This is a genomic window from Bifidobacterium hominis (genome assembly GCF_040095915.1).
Taxonomy (GTDB): domain Bacteria; phylum Actinomycetota; class Actinomycetes; order Actinomycetales; family Bifidobacteriaceae; genus Bifidobacterium; species Bifidobacterium hominis.
Map to the genome: position 1 here is coordinate 126,595 of NZ_JBBMFR010000006.1, position 22,712 is coordinate 149,306.

Sequence of the window (22,712 nt, forward strand, 5' to 3'; positions counted from 1 at the left end):
TACCATAGCGTTCTTATGCCAGATAGCATTGTGACTGCTTACGAGGAATCCGACGTGCTCGACCCGCGTACCGACGCGGTGAGGCCGTCGGTTCCTCCGGTTATGAAGCCTGTTGATTTAGGGCCGGTACACGTTGAAACCCCGGTGGTGCTTTCGCCTATGGCGGGCGTTACCAACTGGCCGTTCCGCGTGATTTGCGAAAGCTACGGACCGGACGGTCTATACGTGGCCGAAATGATCACCGCGCGCGCGTTGGTCGCACGCAATCCCAAAGCGTTGCGGTTGTGCCATTTCGCGCCGAGCGAGAAAATCCGTTCGCTGCAACTGTACGGTGTGAACCCGGCGATCGTGGAACAGGCCGCGAAAATCGTCATCGACGAAAACATGGCCGACCATGTCGATCTGAACTTCGGATGCCCCGTGCCGAAAGTGACCCGACGCGGCGGCGGATCGGCTTTGCCGTGGAAGACGGATCTGTTTCGCGAGATCATCCAGCGTGTGGTCAAGGTCTGCGATGCTGCCAACGTGCCGGTGACGGCTAAAATCCGCGTCGGCATCGACCATGAGCATGAAACGTTCTTGGAAGCGGGCCATATCGCGCAGGAGGAAGGCTGCAAGGCGGTGACCTTGCACGCGCGTACCACCGCCGAATATTACGGCGGGCACTCCGACTGGAGCCGGATTGGCGAGCTGGTCGAAGCGCTTGACATTCCAGTGTTCGGCAACGGCGATATTTGGGGTGCGAACGATGCGCTTGCCATGGTTGCCGAAACCGGTTGCGCCGGCGTTGCGATTGGCCGCGGCTGCCAAGGCAGGCCATGGCTGTTCGCCGATATCAAGAATGCGTTCGCTGGCAGCGACAAGCGTGTTGACCCCACGTTAGGAGATGTGTGCCGTGTGGTTGAACGCCATGCGGAACTGTTGACCGAATTCTATGATGGCGATGAGCAGATGGCCGTGCATGATCTGCGTAAGCATATCGCGTGGTATCTCAAGGGATTCCCCGTTGGAGGCTCCACCCGTCGCGCGTTCATGGAATGTGAAAATCTTGAGGATGTCAGAGCCGAAATAGGCAAGCTGGATCCCAACATCCGTTTTCCCGAGCGAGTGGTCGACAAGCCAAGGGGGCGCGTGCGCTTCGCAAAGAAAGTGCATCTGCCTTACGGATGGTTGGAATCACGGGAAACAACGCATGATGAACGTCAGGCGTTGTTTGGGGATGACCCTATGGACGCCAGCTATTGAATATGACATGCTGATGTGGTTAAATCGTCGTGGGGGCACCGAAAGAGGGTAAATCGCAGGCGAAATGAACACGTTAGCAATAAAAAAGTGAAAAAACGCCGTTACACACGGCGAAAAGTGCGCGTACTGCAGCGTGTCTGCGATAAAGTTGTGCGTAAACGCGAGTGACAGGAGACTATGGTGAGCGAGATTGCCCAGACTGACAATTTCAACGACAAAACGAATATCAAGGTTGTCGGTGTTGGTGGAGCTGGCGGTAATGCCGTCAATCGCATGATTGCCGAGGGTCTTCAAAGTGTTGAATTCATTGCGATCAATACCGACGCGAAGGACCTGATGCGTTCCGACGCCGATGTCAAGATCTCCTTGAACGATGCCACCAGCCGCGGGCTTGGCGCAGGTGCCGACCCGGAGAAGGGTGCCAAGGCCGCTCAGGATCATCAGTCCGATATCGAGGAATCGCTCAAGGGCGCCGATATGGTGTTCGTGACCTGCGGTGAGGGTGGTGGCACCGGTACCGGTGCAAGCCCGATCGTGGCTCGCGCCGCGCATCAGCAGGGTGCCCTGACCATTGCGGTGGTTACCCGCCCGTTCAGCTTTGAAGGTCCCCAGCGTGCGGCTTCCGCAGCACTTGGCATTGAGAATCTGCGCAAGGAAGTCGATGCGCTGATCGTGATTCCGAACGATCGACTGCTTGAGCTTTCCGATCGCACCATCGGCATCGTCGATGCGTTCAAGACCGCCGACACCGCCTTGCTGGCCGGCGTGCAGGGCATCACCGACCTGATTTCTTCGAACTCGTACATTCACGTCGACTTCAACGATGTCAACGCTATTCTGCGTGGCGCGGGCACCGCACTGTTCGGCATCGGTTCCGCACGAGGCGAGGATCGCGCCACCCAGGCAGCTGAAATCGCCATCAGCTCGCCGCTGCTGGAAGAAAGCATCGAGGGTGCCCACGGCGCGCTGATCAATATCGCCGGCCCGTCCGATCTGAAGTTGCAGGAAGCGGCCGCCGCCACCCAGCTGGTGGGCAAGGCCATCCATCCGGAAGCACAGATCATCTGGGGTCTTTCCCTCGACGACGCTTACGGCGACGAAGTGCGTGTCACCGTTATCGCAGCAGGCTTTGATGCCAACTCCAAGAAGGCGGCTCAGGCTGAAGCCCAGAAGCAGGCAGAGCCTGCGGAAAGCACGGTGCCGCTGTCGGCGTTGTCCGCAGCCCCGAGGGCAGCGGCGGTTCCGCAGCAGCTCCAGCCTCAGCTTATTCAGACTCCGGAAGCCCCGAAGGTGCAGCCGCTGTCCACTTATATTCCGTCCACTCCGGAACCCGTCGTTCCGTCATTCGACCAGACCACCGAGCATGAAGTGGTGTCTTCGAACGATGCCGGCGATTTGGATATTCCGGATTTCCTGCGCTAAAAGCAACGCGAAGACGCGAAAGGATCGTTCATGGCAGGTTTTATGAAAAGCGCGATGTCCTATTTGGGCATGACCGACGTTGCCGAAGGTGACGAGGATTTCAACGAAGAGGCTGAGAGCAGCGAAACCTCGTTCGATTCCGACCATTCCGTGACCCCGATGGCTTCGACTCCTGCCGCGACGTCCGCACCGCGCGAGCAGACCAAAGCCAACCCGTTCCAAGGCGGAAGGGTGAGCCGTATCACCACGATTCACCCGAAATCCTATGAGGACGCTCAGCTGGTCGGACGTGCCATTCGCGACGGCGTTCCGGTGGTGCTGAACCTGACCGGTGTGGCCGAGGCCGTGGCGTATCGCATTGTGGACTTTTCCGCGGGTGTGGTTTTTGGCGTGCGTGGCTCCATCGAACGTGTCACTCCGCGCGTGTTCCTGCTGAGCCCAGCTCAGGTGAACATCAAGGTTGAGGAACCGCAGGCGAATAACTCGTCGCATGATTTGTTCGCCGACTGATATAGACGAAAGCCGTTGCGAAAGCAGACTGCATGAAGCCTCCGTCACCCGTGATGGGGGCTTTGTTATGTTCTGTTGCTAAGGTGGTGCCCCATGATTTTGTCTTTGATCGGTAGCATCGTCCACTTTTTGGTGAATGCCTACATTCTGGTGCTGTTCATTCGCATGATTCTCGATTGGGTTGCTGTGTTGGCATCGGCATGGCGTCCACGGGGGTTGGTGTCGTCGTTGATCGACGCGGTTTACCAGTTGACGGAGCCCCCACTGCGCTGGCTACGCCAATATATCCGCCCTATTCCAATGGGTCCCATCTACTTCGATGTGGCATTCATCGTTCTTTATTTCATTCTCATTGCTATTGATTTCCTCATTTAATGTATGTCAAATGCCGATTTTTCGCAAAAAATCGGTGGTCCCGTGCTAGAGTCGAACAATGAAAGCAACAACAGCAAGGCATCAAGCCCAAAGCGAGGTGTAAGATTTATGGCTCTGTTGACGCCGAAAGATATCAGAGAGCATACCTTCCAGACCGTGAGGTTCAAGGAGGGGTATGACGTCGATGAAGTCGACGATTTTCTCGATCAGGTAACCGAGACGGTGGAGGCCCTTGGCAAGCAGGCGGTTGCCAGCGGCCAGGCTACTCAGTCCCTCGGCCCGGATGTTGCGGGGCTCAACTCCAAGATTTCCGAGCTCAGCGCCCAGGTTCAGTCCCTGCAGCAGGAGAACGCGACATTGAAGTCCGCCTCCGAGCAGGCAGCTGGCGCTGGTGACCAGGCAGCTCAGGCCGCACAGGTCGCAGCAGCCAAGCTCACCGAGGCTGAGGAAAGCAACCGTGCTCTGTCGGCTCAGAACGAACAGCTCAAGGGTCAGGTGGATCGCCTGTCCGCACAGGTCGACCAGCTCACCGCACAGGCGGCTGAAGCTGCAGGCCAGGCGGATCTGGGCGAACAGCTGACCTCCATGCAGCATGAGCGCGACGCATTCCGTGCACAGACCGAAGACCTGTCCCGTCAGCTGGCTTCCGCACAGCAGCAGGTTGTGGTGGCCCAGCAGCAGGCGGCTGAGATCCAGCAGCTCAATGCAAGGCTTGAAGAGGCTCAGGAGCAGGTCGCCCAAGCTCAGCAGCTCACGCAGCAGCATGCGGCACAGTCCCAGCAGCAGGATGAGCGTGCCCAGCAGCAGGCCGCGCAGATTCAGCAGCTTGCACAGCAGCTGCAGGAATCGCAGCAGCGTGAAGCCCAGCTGCGCGAGCAGGTCGCCAAGGTCGAACCGAGTACCGAAACCGGAAGCCTGCAGAAGATTGCAGGAGCCGCAGCCAGCGCCAACACGGAGCCGGAGCGTGCCACCGCCATGCTGACCCTGGCTATGCAGCTGCACGACCAGTACGTCGACAAGGGCAAAGCCAAGGCTAAGGAAATCACCGACGAGTCCCAGCGTAGGTACGATGAGCTCATCGGCAATGCTAACGATTACTCCAACCGCACTCGCATCGAAGCCGACAACTACTCCGAAGGCACCCGTTCCGAAGCCGATCAGTATTCGGCTGACACTCGTGCCAAGGCTGATGGCTACCTGAACCAGAAGACTCAGGAAGGCGACGCCTATCTGACCAAGCGTGCTCAGGAAGGCGATGACTATCTGGCGCAGCGCACTCAGGAAGGTAATGCTTACTTGGATCAGAAGACTCAGGAAGGCGACGCCTATCTTGCTCAGAAGACGCAGGAGGGTGATACCTACTTGGATCAGAAGACTCAGGAAGGCGACGCCTATCTTGCTCAGAAGACGCAGGAGGGTGATACCTACTTGGATCAGAAGACTCAGGAAGGCGACGCCTACCTTGCTCAGAAGACCCAGGATGGTGATACCTACTTCTCCACGAAGCACAACGAAGCCGACGAATACGAGTCCGAAGTGCAGAAGCGCGCCTTCGACTACGATTCGAAGACCCGTACCGCAGCCGACGACTACGCCCAGCAGGTCCGCGACAATCTCGAAGCGCAGACCAAGGTCATCGAAGGCAACATTCAGGGCCTCAAGCAGTTCGAAACCGAATACCGTGCACGTCTTACCGAATTCCTCGGCCAGCTCGTGTCCCAGGTGTCCGACACGAACAACTATGATCAGGACTCCCAGGACGACTGAGATTAGGCTGTGTCTGACATCATGACAAATGATCAAAGACGGCTGCGCACCCGCGTGGCCGTCTTTGCGTGTATCGCCGTTGTGGCACTGGTACTCGACCAGATCAGCAAGGCATGGGCGCAGTCGGCGCTTGCCGACGGGCAGACGGTACGTGTGATTCCGGGCATCCTCTCATTCACGCTGGTGCATAATCCGGGTGCGTCCTTGGGCATGGGATCCAACATGACCTGGTTGATTTCGTTGCTTGCCATCGTGGCATGCGTGGCGTTGGCCGTACTGGCAATCCGTACCATTTCCATGAAATGGACGGTGGTGTTCGCTCTTGCTTTCGCAGGAGCATTGGGCAATCTCATCGATCGTGTGATGTATGCCGAAGGTTTCCTTAATGGCAAGGTCGTCGATTTCCTCAATTACGGATGGTCGGTCGGCAATGTTGCGGATATTTTCCTGATGGTGGCGGGCGTCGCCGCCGTCGTACTGCTGTTTGTCGGAGAGCCCTTCAGCCAGAAGGATCTTGACGAACAGGCCGCAGAACAGACGAAACAGACGACCGGAGACCAGAACGCATGAGCCGTCTTGTTCCCGCACCCGACGCGCTTGTCGGCAAACGATTCGATGTGGCCGTGGCCAAGATGCTTGGTATCTCCCGAGCCAAGGCCGCGGAACTCATCGAAAGTGGACAGGCGCGCGTGCTTGGTCGTGACATTTCCAAATCATCGACTCTGCAATCAGGCGAAACCGTCGAATTCGATATTGTCGAGGAACGGACCGAGCCTGAACCGATCGCACGAGATATGGCAGTGGTCTACGAAGACGATGACGTCATAGTGGTCGACAAGCCAGTGGGTGTGGCTGCTCACGCTTCCGTCGGTTGGACCGGTCCGACGGTGCTCGGCAGTCTGCTTGACAGGGGAGTGCACATCACCTCCTACGGCGCCGCGGGACGTCAGGGTATCGTATCCCGCCTCGACGTGGGCACATCCGGATTGATGCTCGTGTGCAAATCTGACCTCGCCTACGTGGAAATGCGCAGGCAGTTCGCCGAACATGAAGTCGTCAAAACCTATCATGCGCTCGTGCAAGGCAATCTCAAGGAAAACAAGGCCACGATCGAAGCGCCGATCGGACGTGCCAAAGTCTCCGATTTTCGTTTTTGCGTTACGCCCGCCGGCAAAGAAGCCATCACCCATTGGGATGTGATGGAACGTTTCGGTGAGGCGACGCTGGTTTCCGTGAATCTGGAAACCGGTCGAACCCATCAGATCCGCGTGCATTTCTCGTCCATCGGGCATCCGCTTGCGGGAGACGCCATGTACGGTGCCAATCCGCAGTTGGGTGAGGCATTGGGATTGGAACGGCAGTGGCTGCACGCCAAGCAACTTGAATTCCGCCATCCGCGAACCCATGTGTGGACCACGGTGAAATCGCATTATCCAGCTGATTTGCAGCATGCGCTCGACGTGATGCGCGGCAGGCACGACACACAAGACAAGCCTGAAGTGTGATCGCACGTCACCAATCACCGGTAGATTGGAACGTATGGCTACTTCCGGAAATTTCGTGCAACTGCATAATCACACGCATTATTCACTGCTTGACGGGGCGTCAAAGATTCCGGATCTGGTCAAGCGCGCCAAAGAACTCAACATGCCGGCCGTCGGCATCACCGATCACGGCAACATGCATGGCGCATACGAAATGTGGAGCACTGCGGTCAAGGAAGGCGTCAAACCGATTATCGGCATTGAAGCGTATGTGACGCCGGAAACCGCACGCCAAGATCAAACCCGCGTCAGCTGGGATACCAACTGGAATCCCGATATCGATCCGCAACATCGCAGGCGCAACCCCAACGACGTATCCGGCGGTGGCCTGATCACCCACCTTACGATGTGGGCGGAAACCGATGAGGGCCTTGTCAATCTGATGAAGGCGTCCACTGACGCGAATCTCGAGGGACGTGTCATGCGATACCCCCGAATGGATAAGGAAATCCTTGCCAAATATTCGAAAGGCATTATCGCATCTTCCGGATGCCCGTCAGGCATCATCCAAACGCGACTGCTGCTCGGCCAATTCGACGAGGCATTACGTGCGGCAGGCGAATTGCAGGATATTTTCGGACGTGACAATTTCTATATCGAATTCATGGACCACGGTCTGAAAATCGAAAAACAGGTGACCGACGGTCTGCTGGACATTGCGAAAAAACTGAACGCGCCGCTGCTCGCCACCAACGATTCCCATTACGTGCGCGCCGAAGACGCCGGCTCTCAGGATGCCATGCTGTGCATCAATTCGGGATCCACGCTTGACGAGCCGGGACGATTCAAATTTGACGGCACCGGCTACTATCTGAAATCCGCCGAAGAAATGCGTGAGCTGTTCAAAGACATTCCCGAAGCATGCGACAATACGTTGGAAATCGCCGAACGCTGCAATGTCATGTTCGACGATCATGAAGATGGCGCGTTCATGCCCCAATTCGACTGCCCGGAAGGTTGGGATGAGACGTCGCTGTTCCTGAAAAAAGTCGAGGAAGGCTTGGAACGGCGTTATGACGGGCATCCGCCGATCGAAGTGCTCAAGCAGGCCGATTACGAATGCGGTGTGATCTGTCAGATGCAGTTCTGCGGATACTTCCTTGTGGTGGCCGACTACATCAACTGGGCCAAATCGCATGGTGTGATGGTCGGGCCTGGCCGTGGCTCCGCGGCAGGCGCCATGGTGGCGTATGCCATGGGCATCACCGAACTCGATCCAATCAAGCACGGCTTGATCTTCGAACGATTCCTTAACCCGGAACGTGTGTCGCTGCCTGATATCGACGTCGATTTCGATCCGGACGGCCGCGGTCGCGTGCTTGACTATGTCGGAGACAAGTACGGGCGAGACAAGGTCGCGCAATGCGTGATCTACGGCACCATCAAAACCAAACAGGCGCTGAAGGATTCCGCACGAATCATGGGCTACGAATTCTCCATGGGCGAGCGCATCACCAAGGCGTTGCCGCCGGCGCAGACGGGTGGCAAGGATATTCCGCTGCATGATATTTTCGAGCCGAGTTCGAAGCGTTATGCGGAGGCCCGCGAATTCCGTGAGCTTTATGATTCCGATCCGGATGTGAAGCGCGTCACGGATGAGGCGATGGGTATCGAAGGCTTGATCCGTCAGACCGGTGTGCATGCGTGCGCCACGATCATGGGTAGCGAGCCGATTTCGAATACGTCGCCGCTGCTGGAACGTACCGATGGTACGGTTACGACCACGTTGGAGTATCATACGTGTGAAACGCTTGGTTTAGTCAAGATGGACTTCCTTGGTCTTTCCAACTTGACGGTTATTCGCGACACGTTGAACAATATCGAGGCGAATGGCAAGACGCGTATCGACCATACGAAGATTCCATTGGACGATCGTGCCACGTACGATCTGTTGTCGCGAGGTGACACGCTTGGCGTGTTCCAGTTGGATTCTGATGGTATGCGTTCGTTGCTGAAAACGTTGAAGCCGAATAACTTCAACGATATTTCCGCATTGATCGCGTTGTATCGTCCTGGTCCGATGGATATGGATTCGCATACGAATTATGCGAAGCGTAAGAATGGTTTGCAGAAGATCACGCCGATTCATCCTGAAGTGGCCGAGCCGTTGAAGGAAGTGCTTGACGAAACGTATGGTCTGATCGTGTATCAGGAGCAGGTGCAGTCGGCCGCGCGTATTCTGGCGGGTTATTCGTTGGGCAAGGCAGACGTGTTGCGTCGAGCAATGGGCAAGAAGAAGCCCGAGGTGCTGGCCAAGGAGAAGGTGCCGTTCTTCGCGGGCATGAAGGAGCATGGGTACTCCCAGGAGGCGGCGCAGGCCGTGTGGGATATTCTTGTGCCGTTCTCGGGCTATGCGTTCAACAAGGCGCATTCGGCCGCATACGGTTTGATTTCATATTGGACTGCATATCTGAAAACGCATTATCCGGTGGAATTCATGGCCGCGTTGCTGCAGGGCGCGAGTACGAACAAAGACAAGACCGCGTTGTATTTGGGCGAGGCTCGTCGCATGGGCATCCAGGTGTTGTCTCCTGACGTGAACGAGTCGGTGTACGAGTATTCCGCTGTCGGCGATGTGGTGCGTTTCGGTCTTGGCGCCATCCGTAACGTTGGCAAGGCTGCGGTTGACGCGATTGTCAAGGAACGTGAGAACGATCATGGCAAGTATGTGAATTTCCCTGATTTCATCAAGCGTGTGCCGATGGAGGCGTTGAATCGTCGATTGGTTGAATCGTTGATTAAGGCCGGTGCGTTTGATTCGATCGATCCGAACCGTCGTGCCTTGTTTACGATTCATGAGGCTGCGATTAATTCGGTGGTCGGTTTGAAACGCAAGCAGGCCGAAGGCCAGTTTGATTTGTTCTCCGATTTGGAAGATGCCGGCGAAGACGATGCGGGCATGGGCGATGCCATGGTGAATGTGCCCGATGTGGAGGAGTGGGATAAGAAAACCAAGCTGAATTTCGAACGTGAAATGCTTGGCTTGTATGTGTCCGACCATCCGTTGAGCGGTATGCAGTCGATTCTGGTGTCGTTGCGTGAAATGTCGATCGCGCATCTGATCGATCGCGCGGCGAATATGCCGGACGGCCAGCAGGTGACGGTGGCGGGTTTGATCACGAACGTGGACCGTCGTATGTCGAAGAAGGGCAATCCTTGGGCGATTGTGACCATCGAGGATTTGGAAAGCTCCATCCAGTGCATGTTCTTCGGCAAAGTGTATGAGGCCGCCGCTCCCGAACTGGCGGTCGACACGGTGGTGCAGATTCGCGGACAGGTTGAGAAACGCGATGAGACGGTAAGCATGCGTGCCACGGAATTCAACGTGCCGACGTTGGAAGCGCAGGATGAGAAGCCGGTGACGATTATGCTGCCGCCAATCGCGCTTGACCAATCGCATGTGCAGCAGTTGGGGCAGATTCTTTCAAATCATCCTGGACCCTGCGAAGTGAAGCTCGCCTTGATGGACGATAAGGGCAACGCCAAGGTACTGACGTTCGGCGACCGTTTCCGCGTACGCCGCGACACGAGTCTGTTCGCCGAAATCAAAATCCTTTTCGGTCCCAGTTCTCTGCCTTTGGGCTGACCGGTCGTGGGGATGATGCCGAAAGTTCAGCCGAATATCTCACTATGCGGCTGAACTTGAGACGCGCGGGCGTTCTCGTGACATCACGTTGTTACCATGGGGCGTTATGAGCGAAGAAAACTATATGCGAATCATTGACCTGCGTGGCAAGAAGCTGACCCGAGCTGAAATGCTGGAGGCTATGCCTCGCGCCGAGATGGGCACCAACGAGGCCACCGATCTCGTGCAGCCCATCCTTGACGATGTGAAGGCCCGCGGTGCTGCGGCCCTGCGTGACTTCGCGGAGAAATTCGACCATATTCGTCCGGAGAACCTGCGCGTGCCGGTGGAAGCCATGAAGACCGCCATCGACGAGTTGGATCCGGAAGTGCGTGCCGCCATCGAAGAATCCGTGCGCCGCTCCCGCGCCGTGTCCGCTTCCCAGGTGCCGGCGCCGTTCCACACCGATCTGGCTGAAGGCGCGCGCGTTTCCGAGCGTTGGATTCCGGTGCAGCGTGTCGGCCTGTATGTGCCGGGTGGCAAGGCCGTCTACCCGAGCTCCGTCATCATGAACGTGGTCCCGGCACAGGCCGCCGGCGTGGAATCCCTCGCCATCGCAACCCCGCCGAGCCGTAACAATGCCGACGGTCTGCCTGACAAGACCATTCTCGCCACCTGCGCCATTCTCGGCGTTGACGAAGTGTATGCGGTCGGCGGCGCTCAGGCCGTGGCCATGTTCGCTTACGGCGCCAAGGGTTCCGAACCGCAGGACGGCGAAATCCTGTGCGATCCGGTCGACAAGATCACCGGTCCGGGTAACATCTTCGTCGCTACCGCCAAGCGCATGGTGTCCGGCATCGTCGGCATCGACGCCGTGGCAGGACCGACCGAAATCGCCATCATCGCAGACAAGGGTGCCAACCCGAGCTGGCTGGCCGCCGATCTGATCGGTCAGGCCGAGCATGACGAACTCGCCGGTTCCGTGCTCATCACCGACAGCGAAGAGATTGCCGAACAGGTGCAGGAGAACCTCAAGTACCGTGTGCCGCGCACCGAGCACTCCGAGCGTGTGAACACGTCGCTACGCGGACGCCAGTCCGGCATCATCCTCACCGATGGCATCGAGCAGTCCATTGACGCGGCCAATGCGTATGCCGCCGAACACCTTGAGGTCCAGACCGCCGACCCGGATGCCGTGATCGCCAAGATTCGCAACGCCGGTGCCATCTTCCGTGGCCCGTACTCTCCGGTGCCGCTGGGCGACTACATGTCCGGCTCCAACCACGTGCTGCCGACTTCCGGCACTGCACGCTTCGCCTCCGGTCTGGGCGTGCACACCTTCATGAAGCCGGTCGAAGTCATCGAATACGACGAGCAGGGATTGAAGACCCTCGCTGCTCGTGTGAACGCCTTCGCCGTTTCCGAAGATCTGCCGGCACACGGTGAAAGCGTGCTGAGCCGTTTCATCGACGATCCGTACAACAAGGAAACCATCAAGGAACAGGAAGAGCAGGCAGGCCTTCGATGAGTGAGACTTCCAGCAACGCCATTCCGGCATATCTTCCGCTGCGCAACGATCTGATCGGTGAGGAGCCGTACGGTGCGCCGCAATTGGACGTGCCGGTATGCCTCAACGTCAACGAGAATCCGTATGCGCCGGAACCGGCAGTGGTCGAAACCATCGCGCAGCGAGTCAAGGAAATCGCCCCGTCGCTCAACCGTTACCCGGATCGTGAGCATATCGCGTTGCGTCAGGCGTTCTGCGACTATCTCGAACGCGAGTCCGGCGTCAAGATGGAAGTCGACCAGCTGTGGGGCGCCAACGGGTCCAACGAGATCATGCTGCAGCTGTTCCAGGCTTTCGGCGGTCCAGGGCGCATTGCGCTCGGTTGCGATCCGACGTATTCGATGTATCCGGAATATGCCCGCGACACGTTCACCACGTGGAAGCTTGCGCACCGCAACGAGGATTTCTCACTGAACGTCGACGCCACCATCAAAGCGATCGAAGACGTCAAGCCGGCCATGATCGTGCTCACCAGCCCGAACAATCCGACCGGCACTCCGCTGAAGATGGACGATCTCAAGCGTGTGCTCGACGCCGCCAAAACCGCTGAAGTCGAAGGTGCCGCCGAGGGTGTGCATCCGGTGGTCGTGGTGGACGAAGCCTACATCGAATTCCGTGATCCGGGCACGCCCACCGCGCTCGAACTCATCGACGAGTATGAGAATCTCGCCGTGAGCCGAACCATGAGCAAGGCGTTCGCCTTCGCAGGCGCACGAGTCGGCTATCTGGCCGCCAACAAGGGCATCATCGACTGCGTGCGCATCGTGCGCATGCCGTACCACCTGTCGGCCGTCACCCAGGCAGCCGCGCTTGCCGCATTCGAACATACCGACGAGCAGCTCAGCCGTGTGGCACACCTGCGTGACATTCGCAATCAGACCGCAGCGTGGCTCAAGGAACAAACCTACAAGGGACAGCCGCTCGAAGTGGCCGAAACACAGTCCAACTTCATCCTGTTTGGCGGTCATTTCGACGATCGCAGCCGCATCTTCGACGAACTGCTCAAGCGTGGCGTGCTCATCCGTACCGTCGGCCCTGACGGCTGGATGCGCGTATGCATGGGCACCGACGAGGAAATGGCGCGTTTCCGCGAAGCATTGGTCGAAGTGCTGCGTATTGTGGAACAGGACTGAAATACATACGTAAAAACTGCACCAAAGCAGGATCGAGCATTTTCAAAAGGAGTCGCAACATGGCGCGTACCGCAACCATCGTTCGTGAAACCAGCGAATCCAAAGTCGAACTGAGCCTGAATCTCGACGGCACAGGCAAAACCGACATCGACACTTCGGTGCCGTTCTACAACCATATGATGACGGCACTCGGCAAGCATTCACTGATCGACCTGACTATCAAAGCCACCGGTGACACCGACATCGACGCGCACCACACCGTCGAAGACATCGCCATCGTATTCGGCGAGGCGTTGAAGCAGGCGTTGGGTGACAAGCGTGGCATCCGTCGTTTTGCCGACGCCACCGTGCCGTTGGATGAGGCGCTCGCCAAGGCTGTGGTCGATATTTCCGGACGCCCGTACTGCGTGTGCACCGGAGAGCCGGAAGGCTTCGAATACTGCATGATCGGCGGCCATTTCACTGGCTCCCTCGTGCGTCACGTTATGGAATCCATCGCCATGCATGCCGGAATCTGCCTGCATCTGCAGGTGATCTCCGGTCGTGATCCGCACCACATCGCCGAAGCCGAGTTCAAGGCCTTGGCGCGTGCGCTGCGTTTCGCCATCGAGCCGGATCCGCGTGTCGATGGTATTCCGAGCACGAAGGGCGCTCTGTGATGAGCGACGATCGAAATAACGATTTCGACGATTTCCAAGGATTCGACGGATCCAACGATTTCGGCGATCCCAACGCTAACGGCATGCATTTCAGCGAAGAGGAATTGGAAGCGGCTATGGCCGGCTTCGAGCAGGAATTCAAGGATGCCGAGGCAAGCAAGAATGAGCGGACGGACAATCCGCCATCTAAAGCTCTCGATTCCTCCGAAGCTTCCGATGATGCGGAATCCTCCGAATCCTCGGGAATCGACGACATGCTCAACGCGGCTGAGGATTCGTTGAAATTCGAAGATGAGCTGCAGGGACTGCTTGGCAATCGTGCGAAAGTGGCTGTGATCATCACCAGACTGACCTCGCCACGATTGCTGGCGGCATTCTGCGAATTGTCCGATATTTCCGCACAGTGCATCGGATCGGCGCAAGGTGCTGTCGCGGTGCTGCGCAATCTCGACGGAGACGGTCCGGAAGCGGCGGTCAAAGACATGACGATCGTCGTTGCCGGCATGCCCGCGATTCTTGCCGTCAACCGTGCGGACAAGCTCGAAGCGACGATGTACGTGGAAGGCAAGGCGGGCAAAACCTTCGCTCCGCCGGTGCTATTCACCTCCACTGCGCCGTTCGTTGAAGATCTCATGCTTGGCATCACCGATATGAACGCGCTGGAACAGGCGGATATGACCATTTTCGATTCCGCCGACCTCGATCGGGATGCAGCGATGAGCATTATCGCCGAGCATACGCGGTTCGGACGCGGTGCATCAAACATCAGTTAACGACGGCAAGCGTGAGTCATCCTGCCGAACATGCGTTACGCGACACAAGACGACTCACGCCATAGAACAACGAATGACACAAGAAGGAGAACGCCCATGACATCCGTGGTGGTTTTCGATTATGGTTTCGGCAACGTGCGTTCCATGGTTCGTGCGCTGGCCAATCTCGACCTTGACGTGACCCTCACTTCCGACCATCGGCAGGCCTTGGAAGCCGACGGTCTGGTAGCGCCCGGCGTGGGCGCTTTCGGCGCATGCATGGAAGGTCTCAAGTCGGTGGGCGGAGACACCGTGATCAAAGATCGTCTGCGTGCCGGGCGACCGGTGCTCGGTGTGTGCGTGGGCGAACAGATCATGTTCGAACGTGGTATGGAACACGGCGCCGGCACTCCGGGCCTTGGTCTGATCAAGGGAGACGTGGAACTGCTTGACGCCGATGTGGTGCCGCACATGGGATGGGACACCGTCGAGGCACCGGAAGGTTCCGTGCTCATGAAGGGTGTGGAAGGTGAACGTTTCTACTTCGTGCATTCCTTCGCCGCGATGGGCGCCGCTTCCGCCGACACGTCCGGCGACCAGCTTGATTTCGGTGACGCCGAGGAGCGCGTGACCTGGTGCACGTACGGACGTAGCCGTTTTGTGGCGGCCTACGAGCGCGGTCCTCTGTTCGCCACGCAGTTCCACCCTGAAAAGTCCGCCGAAGCTGGTTCGCAGCTGCTGCGCAATTGGATTGCGACATTCTGATGATATGAGACCGTCATCGCCTGTTTTGACGATGACTTCATATATACGATTGATACACGCCTATTTGATGCACATACTTGCGATTGTCATGTAATGGCGATCGGTTGATCACAGAGAGGTACAGACATGTCTTTGACATTGCTTCCCGCCGTCGATGTTCGTGATGGCAAGGCCGTTCGCCTGCGTCAGGGTGAATCCGGTTCGGAAACCGACTACGGTTCGCCGTTGGAGGCCGCTCGCACGTGGGCTGAGTCCGGTGCGGAATGGATTCACCTGGTCGATCTTGACGCCGCATTCGGCACGGGCAACAACCGTGACCAGCTGCGTGCCATCGTCAAGGAACTGGGCGACAAGGTCAATATTGAAATGTCCGGCGGTGTGCGCGACGATGCATCGCTCGATGCGGCCTTGGAAGCAGGAGCAGCCCGTGTGAACATTGGCACGGCCGCTCTTGAGAATCCGGATTGGACCGCTTCCGTCATCAAGAAGTACGGTGATCGCGTGGCAGTCGGCCTTGATGTGCGCGGCCACACCCTCGCGGCACGCGGATGGGTGAAGGAAGGCGGCGACCTGTTCGAAACCATGGCGTTCCTGGATTCCGTCGGCTGCTCCCGTTACGTGGTCACCGACGTGGCCCGCGACGGCATGATGAGCGGCCCGAACATCGACCTGCTGCGTGAAGTCGCGGAACGTACCGATGCGAAGGTCACCGCGTCCGGCGGTATTTCCAAGCTCGATGACCTGCGTGCCATCAAGGAGCTCGCCGATTTGGGCGTGGACTCCGCCATTCTCGGCAAGTCGCTGTACGCACGCGCTTTCACCTTGGAAGAGGCTCTTGAAGTCGCACGCTGAACATTGTTCGACAAGCCAATGATGATAGGATCGTTCGCAACGTGGACGGTCCTATCGTATTGCGGCGCGTGTTAACGACTTTCGTAACATGCGCATGGAACGATGGGGCACTATGGATAAACAGCAAGAGTTTGCTTTGCGCACAGTCGAAGAACGCGACGTGCGCTTCATTCGTTTGTGGTTCACGGATGTGTTGGGAACATTGAAGTCCGTGGCTATCGCACCGGCTGAATTGGAAGCTGCGTTCGAGGAAGGGCTCGGATTCGATGGTTCCGCGGTGGAAGGTCTCACCCGTGTGTCCGAAGACGATATGATCGTCAAACCCGATCCGTCGACCTTCCAGATTCTTCCATGGCGCGGCGGTCCGCAGGGCACTGCACGCATGTTCTGCGACGTGCTTACCCCTGATGGCGAGCCGTCGTTGGGTGATCCGCGTCATGTGCTGAAGCAGGCTCTGTCGAAAGCCAAGGAGAAGGGCTTCACCTTCTATGTGCATCCGGAAATTGAATTCTATCTGTTCGAAAGGCAGGATGATTGGTCCCAGACGCCAACCCCAATCGATGAGGGCGGCTATTTCGACCATGTGCCGCGCAGCCCTGGCATGGACTTCCGCCGTGCCACCGTCAACATGCTCGAACAGATGGGCATTTCGGTGGAATACTCGCACCATGAGGCGGGTCCAGGCCAGAATGAGATTGATCTGCGTTATGCGGACGCGCTCACCACGGCCGACAACATCATGACCTTCCGTACCGTCGTCAAGGAGATTTCGCTGGAGCGTGGCATTCATGCCAGCTTCATGCCGAAGCCGCTTTCTGACGCTCCGGGTTCAGGCATGCACACGCATTTGAGCCTGTTCGAAGGTGACTCCAACGCGTTCTATGAGGCGGGTCAGGAATTCAACATGTCCGTCACCGCACGCCAGTTCGCCGCCGGCATCCTGTACCATGCGGCTGAAATCTGCGCGGTCACCGACCAGTACGTCAACTCCTACAAGCGCCTGTGGGGCGGCAATGAGGCTCCGAGCTACATCTGCTGGGGACACAACAACCGTTCCGCGTTGCTGCGCATTCCGCAGTACAAGCCGGGCAAGGGCAATTCCGCCCGCATGGAATTCCGTGCGCTCGATCCGGTCGCCAACCCGTACCTCGCATACTCCGTGCTTTTGGCCGCGGGACTCGATGGTATCGACAAGCAGATGCAGTTGGGTGAGCCGACCAGCGATGACGTCTGGGAGCTTACCGATGCGGAACGTCAGGCCATGGGCATCCAGCCGCTGCCGGAGTCTCTTGACGAGGCGTTGAAGGTTATGGAGAAGTCCGACTTCGTGGCCAGCGTGCTCGGCGAGCACGCGTTCGAATACTTCCTGCGCAACAAGCGTCAGGAATGGGAGGAGTATCGCAAGCAGGTCACTCCGTTCGAATTGAAGAAGTACTTGCCGAGGCTGTAACGGTTTCCCATAATCGAAAATCGCATATCAAAACCCGCTGTAGTGATCGAAAATGATCACACAGCGGGTTTTCGTATGCCTGAAAATTTGTATTTACGTATCTACAATTGCTGATTAGCTTCGAGGAGAGTCGAACATCGAATCGTAGATGATTGCGAAGTTGCGGTTGCCGTAGGTCGAACAGGCGTCTCCTTCGCCGACTCCCGCATCCAATGCGGCTGTATTCGGCTGATAAGGCGTGTAAATGTACAGCAGTGCGGTCGCCTTGTTTTCGATGTACACGTTGCTGCCACCGCAGCTGGCGTCCGGATTGTATTGAATATAGTTGAGCGTGCCCGCATGGTATCCGTAGCGATCCTCATGATGCACGTAATACTGGTAGCGTTTCGCCGCGCCATACACCTGTTTGAAAAAACCTGCATATTCCGGATCGCAGTTCGCGTCGTCCGGGCAGCTTAATCCCATGGCCGACTTGAATTGGAAGTCGCTTGGATCGGTGGCGGTAAGCAGATGCTGTTCCTTTTGCAGCACGGTAAGCAACACTTTTTGACTGATATCGCACGCCTTTCCCGACTTGTAGATGATCGCCGCGGCGCTTTCGTTCGACCCTCCCTCATATGCTTCGCAGTATTCGTTGGCAGGCTGCGATTCGGTACTAAACGTCATGGATTTCAAGCATTTCTCGCCGTTGCATGCGGCGCCCTGCTCTTCGATGATGGCGTTCACCTGCTGCTCGCTCAGCGCGTTCCCGTTAAAGAACAGACCATCTGAAATGATGTTGCCCGGATTGAAATCGTATTTCGTCTGCAATTGTTCCTGCGAGGCGACCGCTTCGTCCACTTGCACACGCCAACCGATGAATCGCACCAATCCAACGATCAACGCGAGCGTGGCGATAATGGCTACGGTTGTTTCGCCGACTATGAGGATGCGCTTTTTGGTGTTTGCTTTTTTCCAGACGTTATGGAGTTTGGTGAAGCTTGGCTGGTTGTTTTTCTTGGGTTTGCGGTTGTTTTTGGCTGTGGTGGTTGTTTTGCGTGTCATCGCGCGTCATTGTATCGCGTTTGGCTTATCGTTTGTTTGACGATTGATTCGTCAAACGATTGACGTGAGAAGATTCAAGGAAAATGTGAGTCTGGCAAGGCGTGGGGAGCGTGAGGGGTCATGGAGGAGAAGAGCATGGCGAGGAGTGATGTGGCGAAGGAACGGTTTTTCAATCTGCCTGTGATTGTGCTGATCTCGCTGAGTTTCATGTTGGGCATGAGCGAGTTCATTGTCGTTGGCATTCTACCGGATATCGCGGCCGGTTTGAAGGTGTCGGAGGTGACGGTCGGCAATCTTGTGTCGCTGTTCGCGTTCGTGTATGCGCCGGTCACGCCGCTCGGATCGGCGTTGTCGGCTCGTTTTCCGCGTTTTGCCACGCATCTGACGCTGGTTGGGGTGTTCCTTATTGGCAACGTGTTGTGCGCGTTCGCGCCGAATTATGGCGTGCTCGTGGTGGCGCGAATTCTCATCGCATTGGTATCTGGCACGCTGGTGGCTATCGCCATGACGTACGCGCCCGATGTAACAACTGAACAGTACCGCACGAAGTTCATCGCATGGGTGTTTTCCGGCTTCTCCATCGCATCCGTGGTGGGTGTGCCGGTTGGCACGTGGGTTGCGAACACGTTCGGCTGGCGTTGGGCGTTCCATTTGGTGAACGTGCTTACGGTGGCACTTATTGTGCTCATGGTGATGGTGCTGCCGCGCAACAGCCGTATTGTGAAGATTGGTTTTCTGCCGCAATTCCGCCTGTTTTTCGACCGTCGTATTCAGTTGGGCGTGCTTGCCGTGGTGTTTGGCGCGGCGGCAACTTACGTGTTCTATACGTATCTGACGCCGATCATGCGAGACGAAGTGCATGTTCCCGAACAGTATTTAAGCGTTGGCCTGGTGATTTTCGGCGCGGCCTGCCTGTGGAGCAACCTGTATGGCGGCAAGCTTGCCGACCGTGGCAGGGGAGTGGAACCGCTGACGCATATTCGTCCGATCTACTGCGCGCACGCCGTGCTTATGGCATCGCTGATCGTAACGCATTGGGTGCCGGTGTATGGTGCGTTGCTGCTGGTGGTGCTTGGCATGTTCATGTATTTGCAGAATTCCGCCTCGCAGGTGCTATATATGGATGTTGCCTCTCAGTCGCATCCGGGATCGTTGAATCTGGCTGCGTCGCTCAATTCCATGTCGTTCAACATCGGCATTGCGGTCGGCTCCGCGGTCGGCGGACTGGTCAACACCCATTTGGGATTGATGTGGCTTGGCCCTGTGGGCGCGATCTTCCTGCTGTGTGCGGTTGGCACCACAACACTGCTGCGCCCGTTCGTAGCTCGAGAACGCGATTTCTACGCCAAACAGCAAGCCTGATGGCATTTGGTCGGGTTTGAACGAGCGGTTTCTGAAAGCGGCAAAGTTATAGAAGTTTTATCTGTAATTCGTTGAGATTGCGGAAAACGATTAGTGGACTGCGATGTTGGCGGGCTGGGCAGTGGGCTCGTCAGTTTGCGGAGCGTAGTCGGCTAGGTCGATTACACGAGCGCAGGCGTCCCGCGTGTCCGGATCATGGGTTGCCACTAGCACGATCATGCCTTGACCGGCCAGATTGCCGAGCACATGGCTTACGGAATGCGATGTACGCGTATCCAACTGGGCGGTCGGCTCATCAACTAGCAACATGCTCGGCCTGGAGCATACCGCACGCGCGAGCAATCATACTGATAGCGCCAGAGTGTGGGGCTGATGGCAGATGCCGCATCGATTTCGGATTATTCCTCTAATTAGCGTAGTTGGCTTGACGTTGTCATTGATGTCTTGCGCGTCTATCGTAGATGGACAAAAAGGTGAGGAAGTTGAAGCTTCGTCTTCTGCTGCGCAGTCGGGAGCTGCACAGCAGGGGTCAACCAGCGGACAGAAGTTGGCGGCGTCGTTGAGTGAATGGATTGAACAGCGGGAATCGCAAGGTAATATCGCTGAATCGCAGAAAACGATATTGGACAAAGTCAAGAGTACGGGTGAGATTTCAACGTCGGATTATGAGAAAGCCTGGTCCGATTACCGGCAATGCATGATCGACAAAGGATATAAGGAAATCAAACTCATCAAATATCCGAGCGGACTCTATGCCGAAGCTGGACACAAACAGGGAACGACCATTCAGGAATCCCGATATTCCGATGATTCCACGGAATGCGGCGATGAGTATGTTGCAGATGTGCAAGATGTGTACGGCATTATCGTAGGCAATCCGAATCTGTATGCCGATCAAGCGCAAGCCGTGGTCGATTGTTTGCATAGAGACTCGTTCGTGCCGAAGGACTATACCGTAAGCCGGTTCAACAAGGAGTTTTCCGGAACGGATGGCAACACTTCGTTTGACATGCAGAACCTGCAAGTGCGCAGTTGCCTTGTGTCGAACGGCTACAACGTGGGATATGCGACCGACGATACGGAACAGTTGTGGTGAGAAGGTAAGTGATTCCAGGGGAATCATGGTGATGTGTTCGCTGATGGTGCTTGTTGGCTGTGAGTGAATGGGTATATGTGAGTATGACGCGACGATTCGGAATGAAACAAAGGACGGGCGGTAAGCGTTCGAAGTGCACTGCTGTGACTTGGACTCTGCTGGCGGTTGTCACGGCAGCTTGTATTGCGGTCGGATCCTGCGCATTGTGGCTGCCTGACCGCACTCCGACATTGCTCAGTTCGGCGGGGGAAAAGGCTGTGGCTCCCGCCAGCGTACAGGAATACGCGGGCACGCAGCAGGTTACTGTGGTGCCCACCATCTCCAGTGACCGTGACCTTTCCGGCAATGCGAGTGGCATGGTCACCGCGGACTGGTCCGGCAACGGCCTGACCTCAGGCAAAGGTGCCTACCAGGTGAACGATCGCACGGTAGTGGCGTTGAACACCGCAACCCCCTTGTATCGCGATTTGAAGACCGGAGACACCGGCGGCGATGTGCTCGCCCTGAATAATGAACTCAGCTTACTTGGCTACAACAGCGTTCCCGGATCGGATGCCTATCGGTGGGCCACATCGGACGGGTGGAAGCAGTTGATGGCCGACAACGGCAATACGTCGGACGGATCATTGTCATTGGCTGACACATTGTGGATTCCTGCACACGAAGTCGCCGTTGACGAGTGGAGCGCAACCGCCGGATCCATGGTGACGGGTGGCGCCGCAATCGGCAAAATCCCCGGATCATTGACGAAACTCACCATCAAAAACGGCACTGCATCCGCGCAGGACCGTTCGTTGACGATATTCGGCATTACGGGAACATTGCCAGCTCATGCCACTGAAATCACGGATGCCGGGTTCCTGCAACAAGTCGAAGCGAACGACAGCTACCAATCCGTGGATGTGGAATCCAAAAAAGCAGGATTGGACGCCACTCTGGCCTTGAGCGAACGGATGCGAGTGCTGCGAGTTTCCGCCGGCGCGGTATTCGGCATCAACGGTTCAACCGGCTGCATCGTGCCCAAATCCAACAACCATGGCAACACTCCCGTGAAAGTGTCGATCGTGGGAGGCGAACTTGGCGTGAGCCTCGTGCAAGCCAACAGCGAAGACATCGCTTCGATCTCCAATGTGGAAATCGGCAGCGGACTTGACAATCTCACCTGCGAGTAGACGATTATGCGATTACGATCGGTACTTTCCGAAGCGTTACGCAATATTGGCGCGGGAGTGAGTCATGCGATGCTCATGTTCGCAGCGGTATTGTTTGCGTCTACATTGCTCGGCGGATATGAGGCTGTCAATGTGGTGGGGCTCGAAACCGAGGCGGTACAACGTATCAACGCCTATGCCGACGTTAACGCCATCGTCGGGGGAACGGTGGACGGAGCCGCATGCGACAGGCTCGCCAACGCTGGCGGCGGTGTGATGAGCACCTTGGCCGGTGCGATGCGTGCTGGTCAACAGATTGTACCGCTTGCCACGCCTGGCAAGGATATATCGTCGTATGAAGTGACGCCCGGCATGATCTGAACTGCGCCCCGTTTGTTGGACGTTGTTAATTAGGATACAGCCCTAGACCGCGAGGGACATGCTCCGGAACTC

Annotated in this window: 20 protein-coding genes and 1 pseudogene; 19 read left to right on the forward strand and 2 right to left on the reverse strand. The window is 57.0% G+C overall.

The window, feature by feature from the left end:
- Positions 1–15 precede the first annotated feature (15 nt).
- The 15 genes from dusB to glnA all read left to right on the forward strand — a co-directional run bounded on the left by dusB (position 16) and on the right by glnA (position 17,606).
- Complete coding sequence (gene dusB / locus WMO36_RS05870; protein WP_004220692.1) at positions 16–1,245, forward strand: tRNA dihydrouridine synthase DusB; 1,230 nt, start codon at positions 16–18, stop codon at positions 1,243–1,245.
- A 177-nt stretch (positions 1,246–1,422) separates the two neighbouring features.
- Positions 1,423–2,667, forward strand: coding sequence for a cell division protein FtsZ (gene ftsZ, locus WMO36_RS05875; protein WP_349077136.1), 1,245 nt, complete (start codon positions 1,423–1,425; stop codon positions 2,665–2,667).
- 30 nt (positions 2,668–2,697) lie between these two features.
- On the forward strand, positions 2,698–3,177 hold the full coding sequence (locus WMO36_RS05880) for a cell division protein SepF (RefSeq protein ID WP_004220690.1): 480 nt from the start codon (positions 2,698–2,700) through the stop codon (positions 3,175–3,177).
- A gap of 93 nt (positions 3,178–3,270) precedes the next feature.
- Positions 3,271–3,552, forward strand: a complete 282-nt coding sequence (locus tag WMO36_RS05885; RefSeq protein WP_055063527.1) for a YggT family protein — start codon at positions 3,271–3,273, stop codon at positions 3,550–3,552.
- A 108-nt stretch (positions 3,553–3,660) separates the two neighbouring features.
- Positions 3,661–5,319 carry a DivIVA domain-containing protein gene (locus tag WMO36_RS05890; protein ID WP_142421512.1) on the forward strand — a complete coding sequence of 553 codons (1,659 nt, stop codon included), beginning with the start codon at positions 3,661–3,663 and terminating at the stop codon, positions 5,317–5,319.
- 21 nt (positions 5,320–5,340) lie between these two features.
- Positions 5,341–5,889: a signal peptidase II gene (locus tag WMO36_RS05895; RefSeq protein WP_004220687.1), complete on the forward strand. Its 549-nt coding sequence runs from the start codon at positions 5,341–5,343 to the stop codon at positions 5,887–5,889.
- On the forward strand, positions 5,886–6,824 hold the full coding sequence (locus WMO36_RS05900) for an RluA family pseudouridine synthase (protein ID WP_004220686.1): 939 nt from the start codon (positions 5,886–5,888) through the stop codon (positions 6,822–6,824). The genes WMO36_RS05895 and WMO36_RS05900 overlap by 4 nt, the downstream gene beginning before the upstream one ends.
- A gap of 34 nt (positions 6,825–6,858) precedes the next feature.
- Positions 6,859–10,449 (forward strand): DNA polymerase III subunit alpha, encoded by a 3,591-nt coding sequence (dnaE, locus tag WMO36_RS05905; protein ID WP_065439278.1) that lies wholly within the window; start codon positions 6,859–6,861, stop codon positions 10,447–10,449.
- A gap of 106 nt (positions 10,450–10,555) precedes the next feature.
- The gene (gene hisD / locus WMO36_RS05910) at positions 10,556–11,956 is read left to right on the forward strand and encodes a histidinol dehydrogenase (protein WP_349077139.1); all 1,401 of its coding nucleotides are present in this window, start codon (positions 10,556–10,558) and stop codon (positions 11,954–11,956) included.
- Positions 11,953–13,128, forward strand: a complete 1,176-nt coding sequence (locus tag WMO36_RS05915) for a histidinol-phosphate transaminase (RefSeq protein WP_099571346.1) — start codon at positions 11,953–11,955, stop codon at positions 13,126–13,128. The genes hisD and WMO36_RS05915 overlap by 4 nt, the downstream gene beginning before the upstream one ends.
- A gap of 59 nt (positions 13,129–13,187) precedes the next feature.
- Positions 13,188–13,787, forward strand: coding sequence for an imidazoleglycerol-phosphate dehydratase HisB (gene hisB, locus WMO36_RS05920; protein ID WP_003834316.1), 600 nt, complete (start codon positions 13,188–13,190; stop codon positions 13,785–13,787).
- A complete protein-coding gene (locus WMO36_RS05925; protein ID WP_349077142.1) occupies positions 13,787–14,560 on the forward strand; it encodes a hypothetical protein in 774 nt (257 codons plus the stop codon). The genes hisB and WMO36_RS05925 overlap by 1 nt, the downstream gene beginning before the upstream one ends.
- A 96-nt stretch (positions 14,561–14,656) precedes the next feature.
- Positions 14,657–15,304, forward strand: coding sequence for an imidazole glycerol phosphate synthase subunit HisH (hisH, locus tag WMO36_RS05930; protein WP_349077144.1), 648 nt, complete (start codon positions 14,657–14,659; stop codon positions 15,302–15,304).
- A gap of 126 nt (positions 15,305–15,430) precedes the next feature.
- On the forward strand, positions 15,431–16,156 hold the full coding sequence (gene priA / locus WMO36_RS05935) for a bifunctional 1-(5-phosphoribosyl)-5-((5-phosphoribosylamino)methylideneamino)imidazole-4-carboxamide isomerase/phosphoribosylanthranilate isomerase PriA (protein WP_144171342.1): 726 nt from the start codon (positions 15,431–15,433) through the stop codon (positions 16,154–16,156).
- A gap of 112 nt (positions 16,157–16,268) precedes the next feature.
- The gene (glnA, locus tag WMO36_RS05940; protein ID WP_099571341.1) at positions 16,269–17,606 is read left to right on the forward strand and encodes a type I glutamate--ammonia ligase; all 1,338 of its coding nucleotides are present in this window, start codon (positions 16,269–16,271) and stop codon (positions 17,604–17,606) included.
- 114 nt (positions 17,607–17,720) lie between these two features.
- On the opposite strand, the gene WMO36_RS05945 is transcribed toward glnA, so the two are convergent.
- A complete protein-coding gene (locus tag WMO36_RS05945; protein WP_250779334.1) occupies positions 17,721–18,650 on the reverse strand; it encodes a hemagglutinin in 930 nt (309 codons plus the stop codon).
- A gap of 135 nt (positions 18,651–18,785) precedes the next feature.
- Here WMO36_RS05945 and WMO36_RS05950 point away from each other — a divergent pair, with 135 nt between their 5' ends.
- Entirely contained in the window at positions 18,786–20,012 is a 1,227-nt protein-coding gene (locus WMO36_RS05950) for an MFS transporter (RefSeq protein ID WP_250779333.1), read from the forward strand.
- A gap of 90 nt (positions 20,013–20,102) precedes the next feature.
- On the opposite strand, the pseudogene WMO36_RS05955 reads toward WMO36_RS05950, so the two are convergent.
- Positions 20,103–20,354, reverse strand: a pseudogene (locus tag WMO36_RS05955) (ABC transporter ATP-binding protein); the annotation flags it as partial.
- A 97-nt stretch (positions 20,355–20,451) separates the two neighbouring features.
- On the opposite strand from WMO36_RS05955, the gene WMO36_RS05960 reads away from it, so the two are divergent.
- From WMO36_RS05960 to WMO36_RS05970, 3 genes are all read left to right on the forward strand, one after another.
- Entirely contained in the window at positions 20,452–21,108 is a 657-nt protein-coding gene (locus tag WMO36_RS05960; protein ID WP_180753703.1) for a hypothetical protein, read from the forward strand.
- Positions 21,109–21,251: 143 nt separating this feature from the next.
- A complete protein-coding gene (locus WMO36_RS05965) occupies positions 21,252–22,280 on the forward strand; it encodes a hypothetical protein (protein ID WP_349077148.1) in 1,029 nt (342 codons plus the stop codon).
- A 6-nt stretch (positions 22,281–22,286) separates the two neighbouring features.
- Positions 22,287–22,640: a hypothetical protein gene (locus WMO36_RS05970; RefSeq protein WP_349077150.1), complete on the forward strand. Its 354-nt coding sequence runs from the start codon at positions 22,287–22,289 to the stop codon at positions 22,638–22,640.
- Positions 22,641–22,712: the final 72 nt, after the last annotated feature.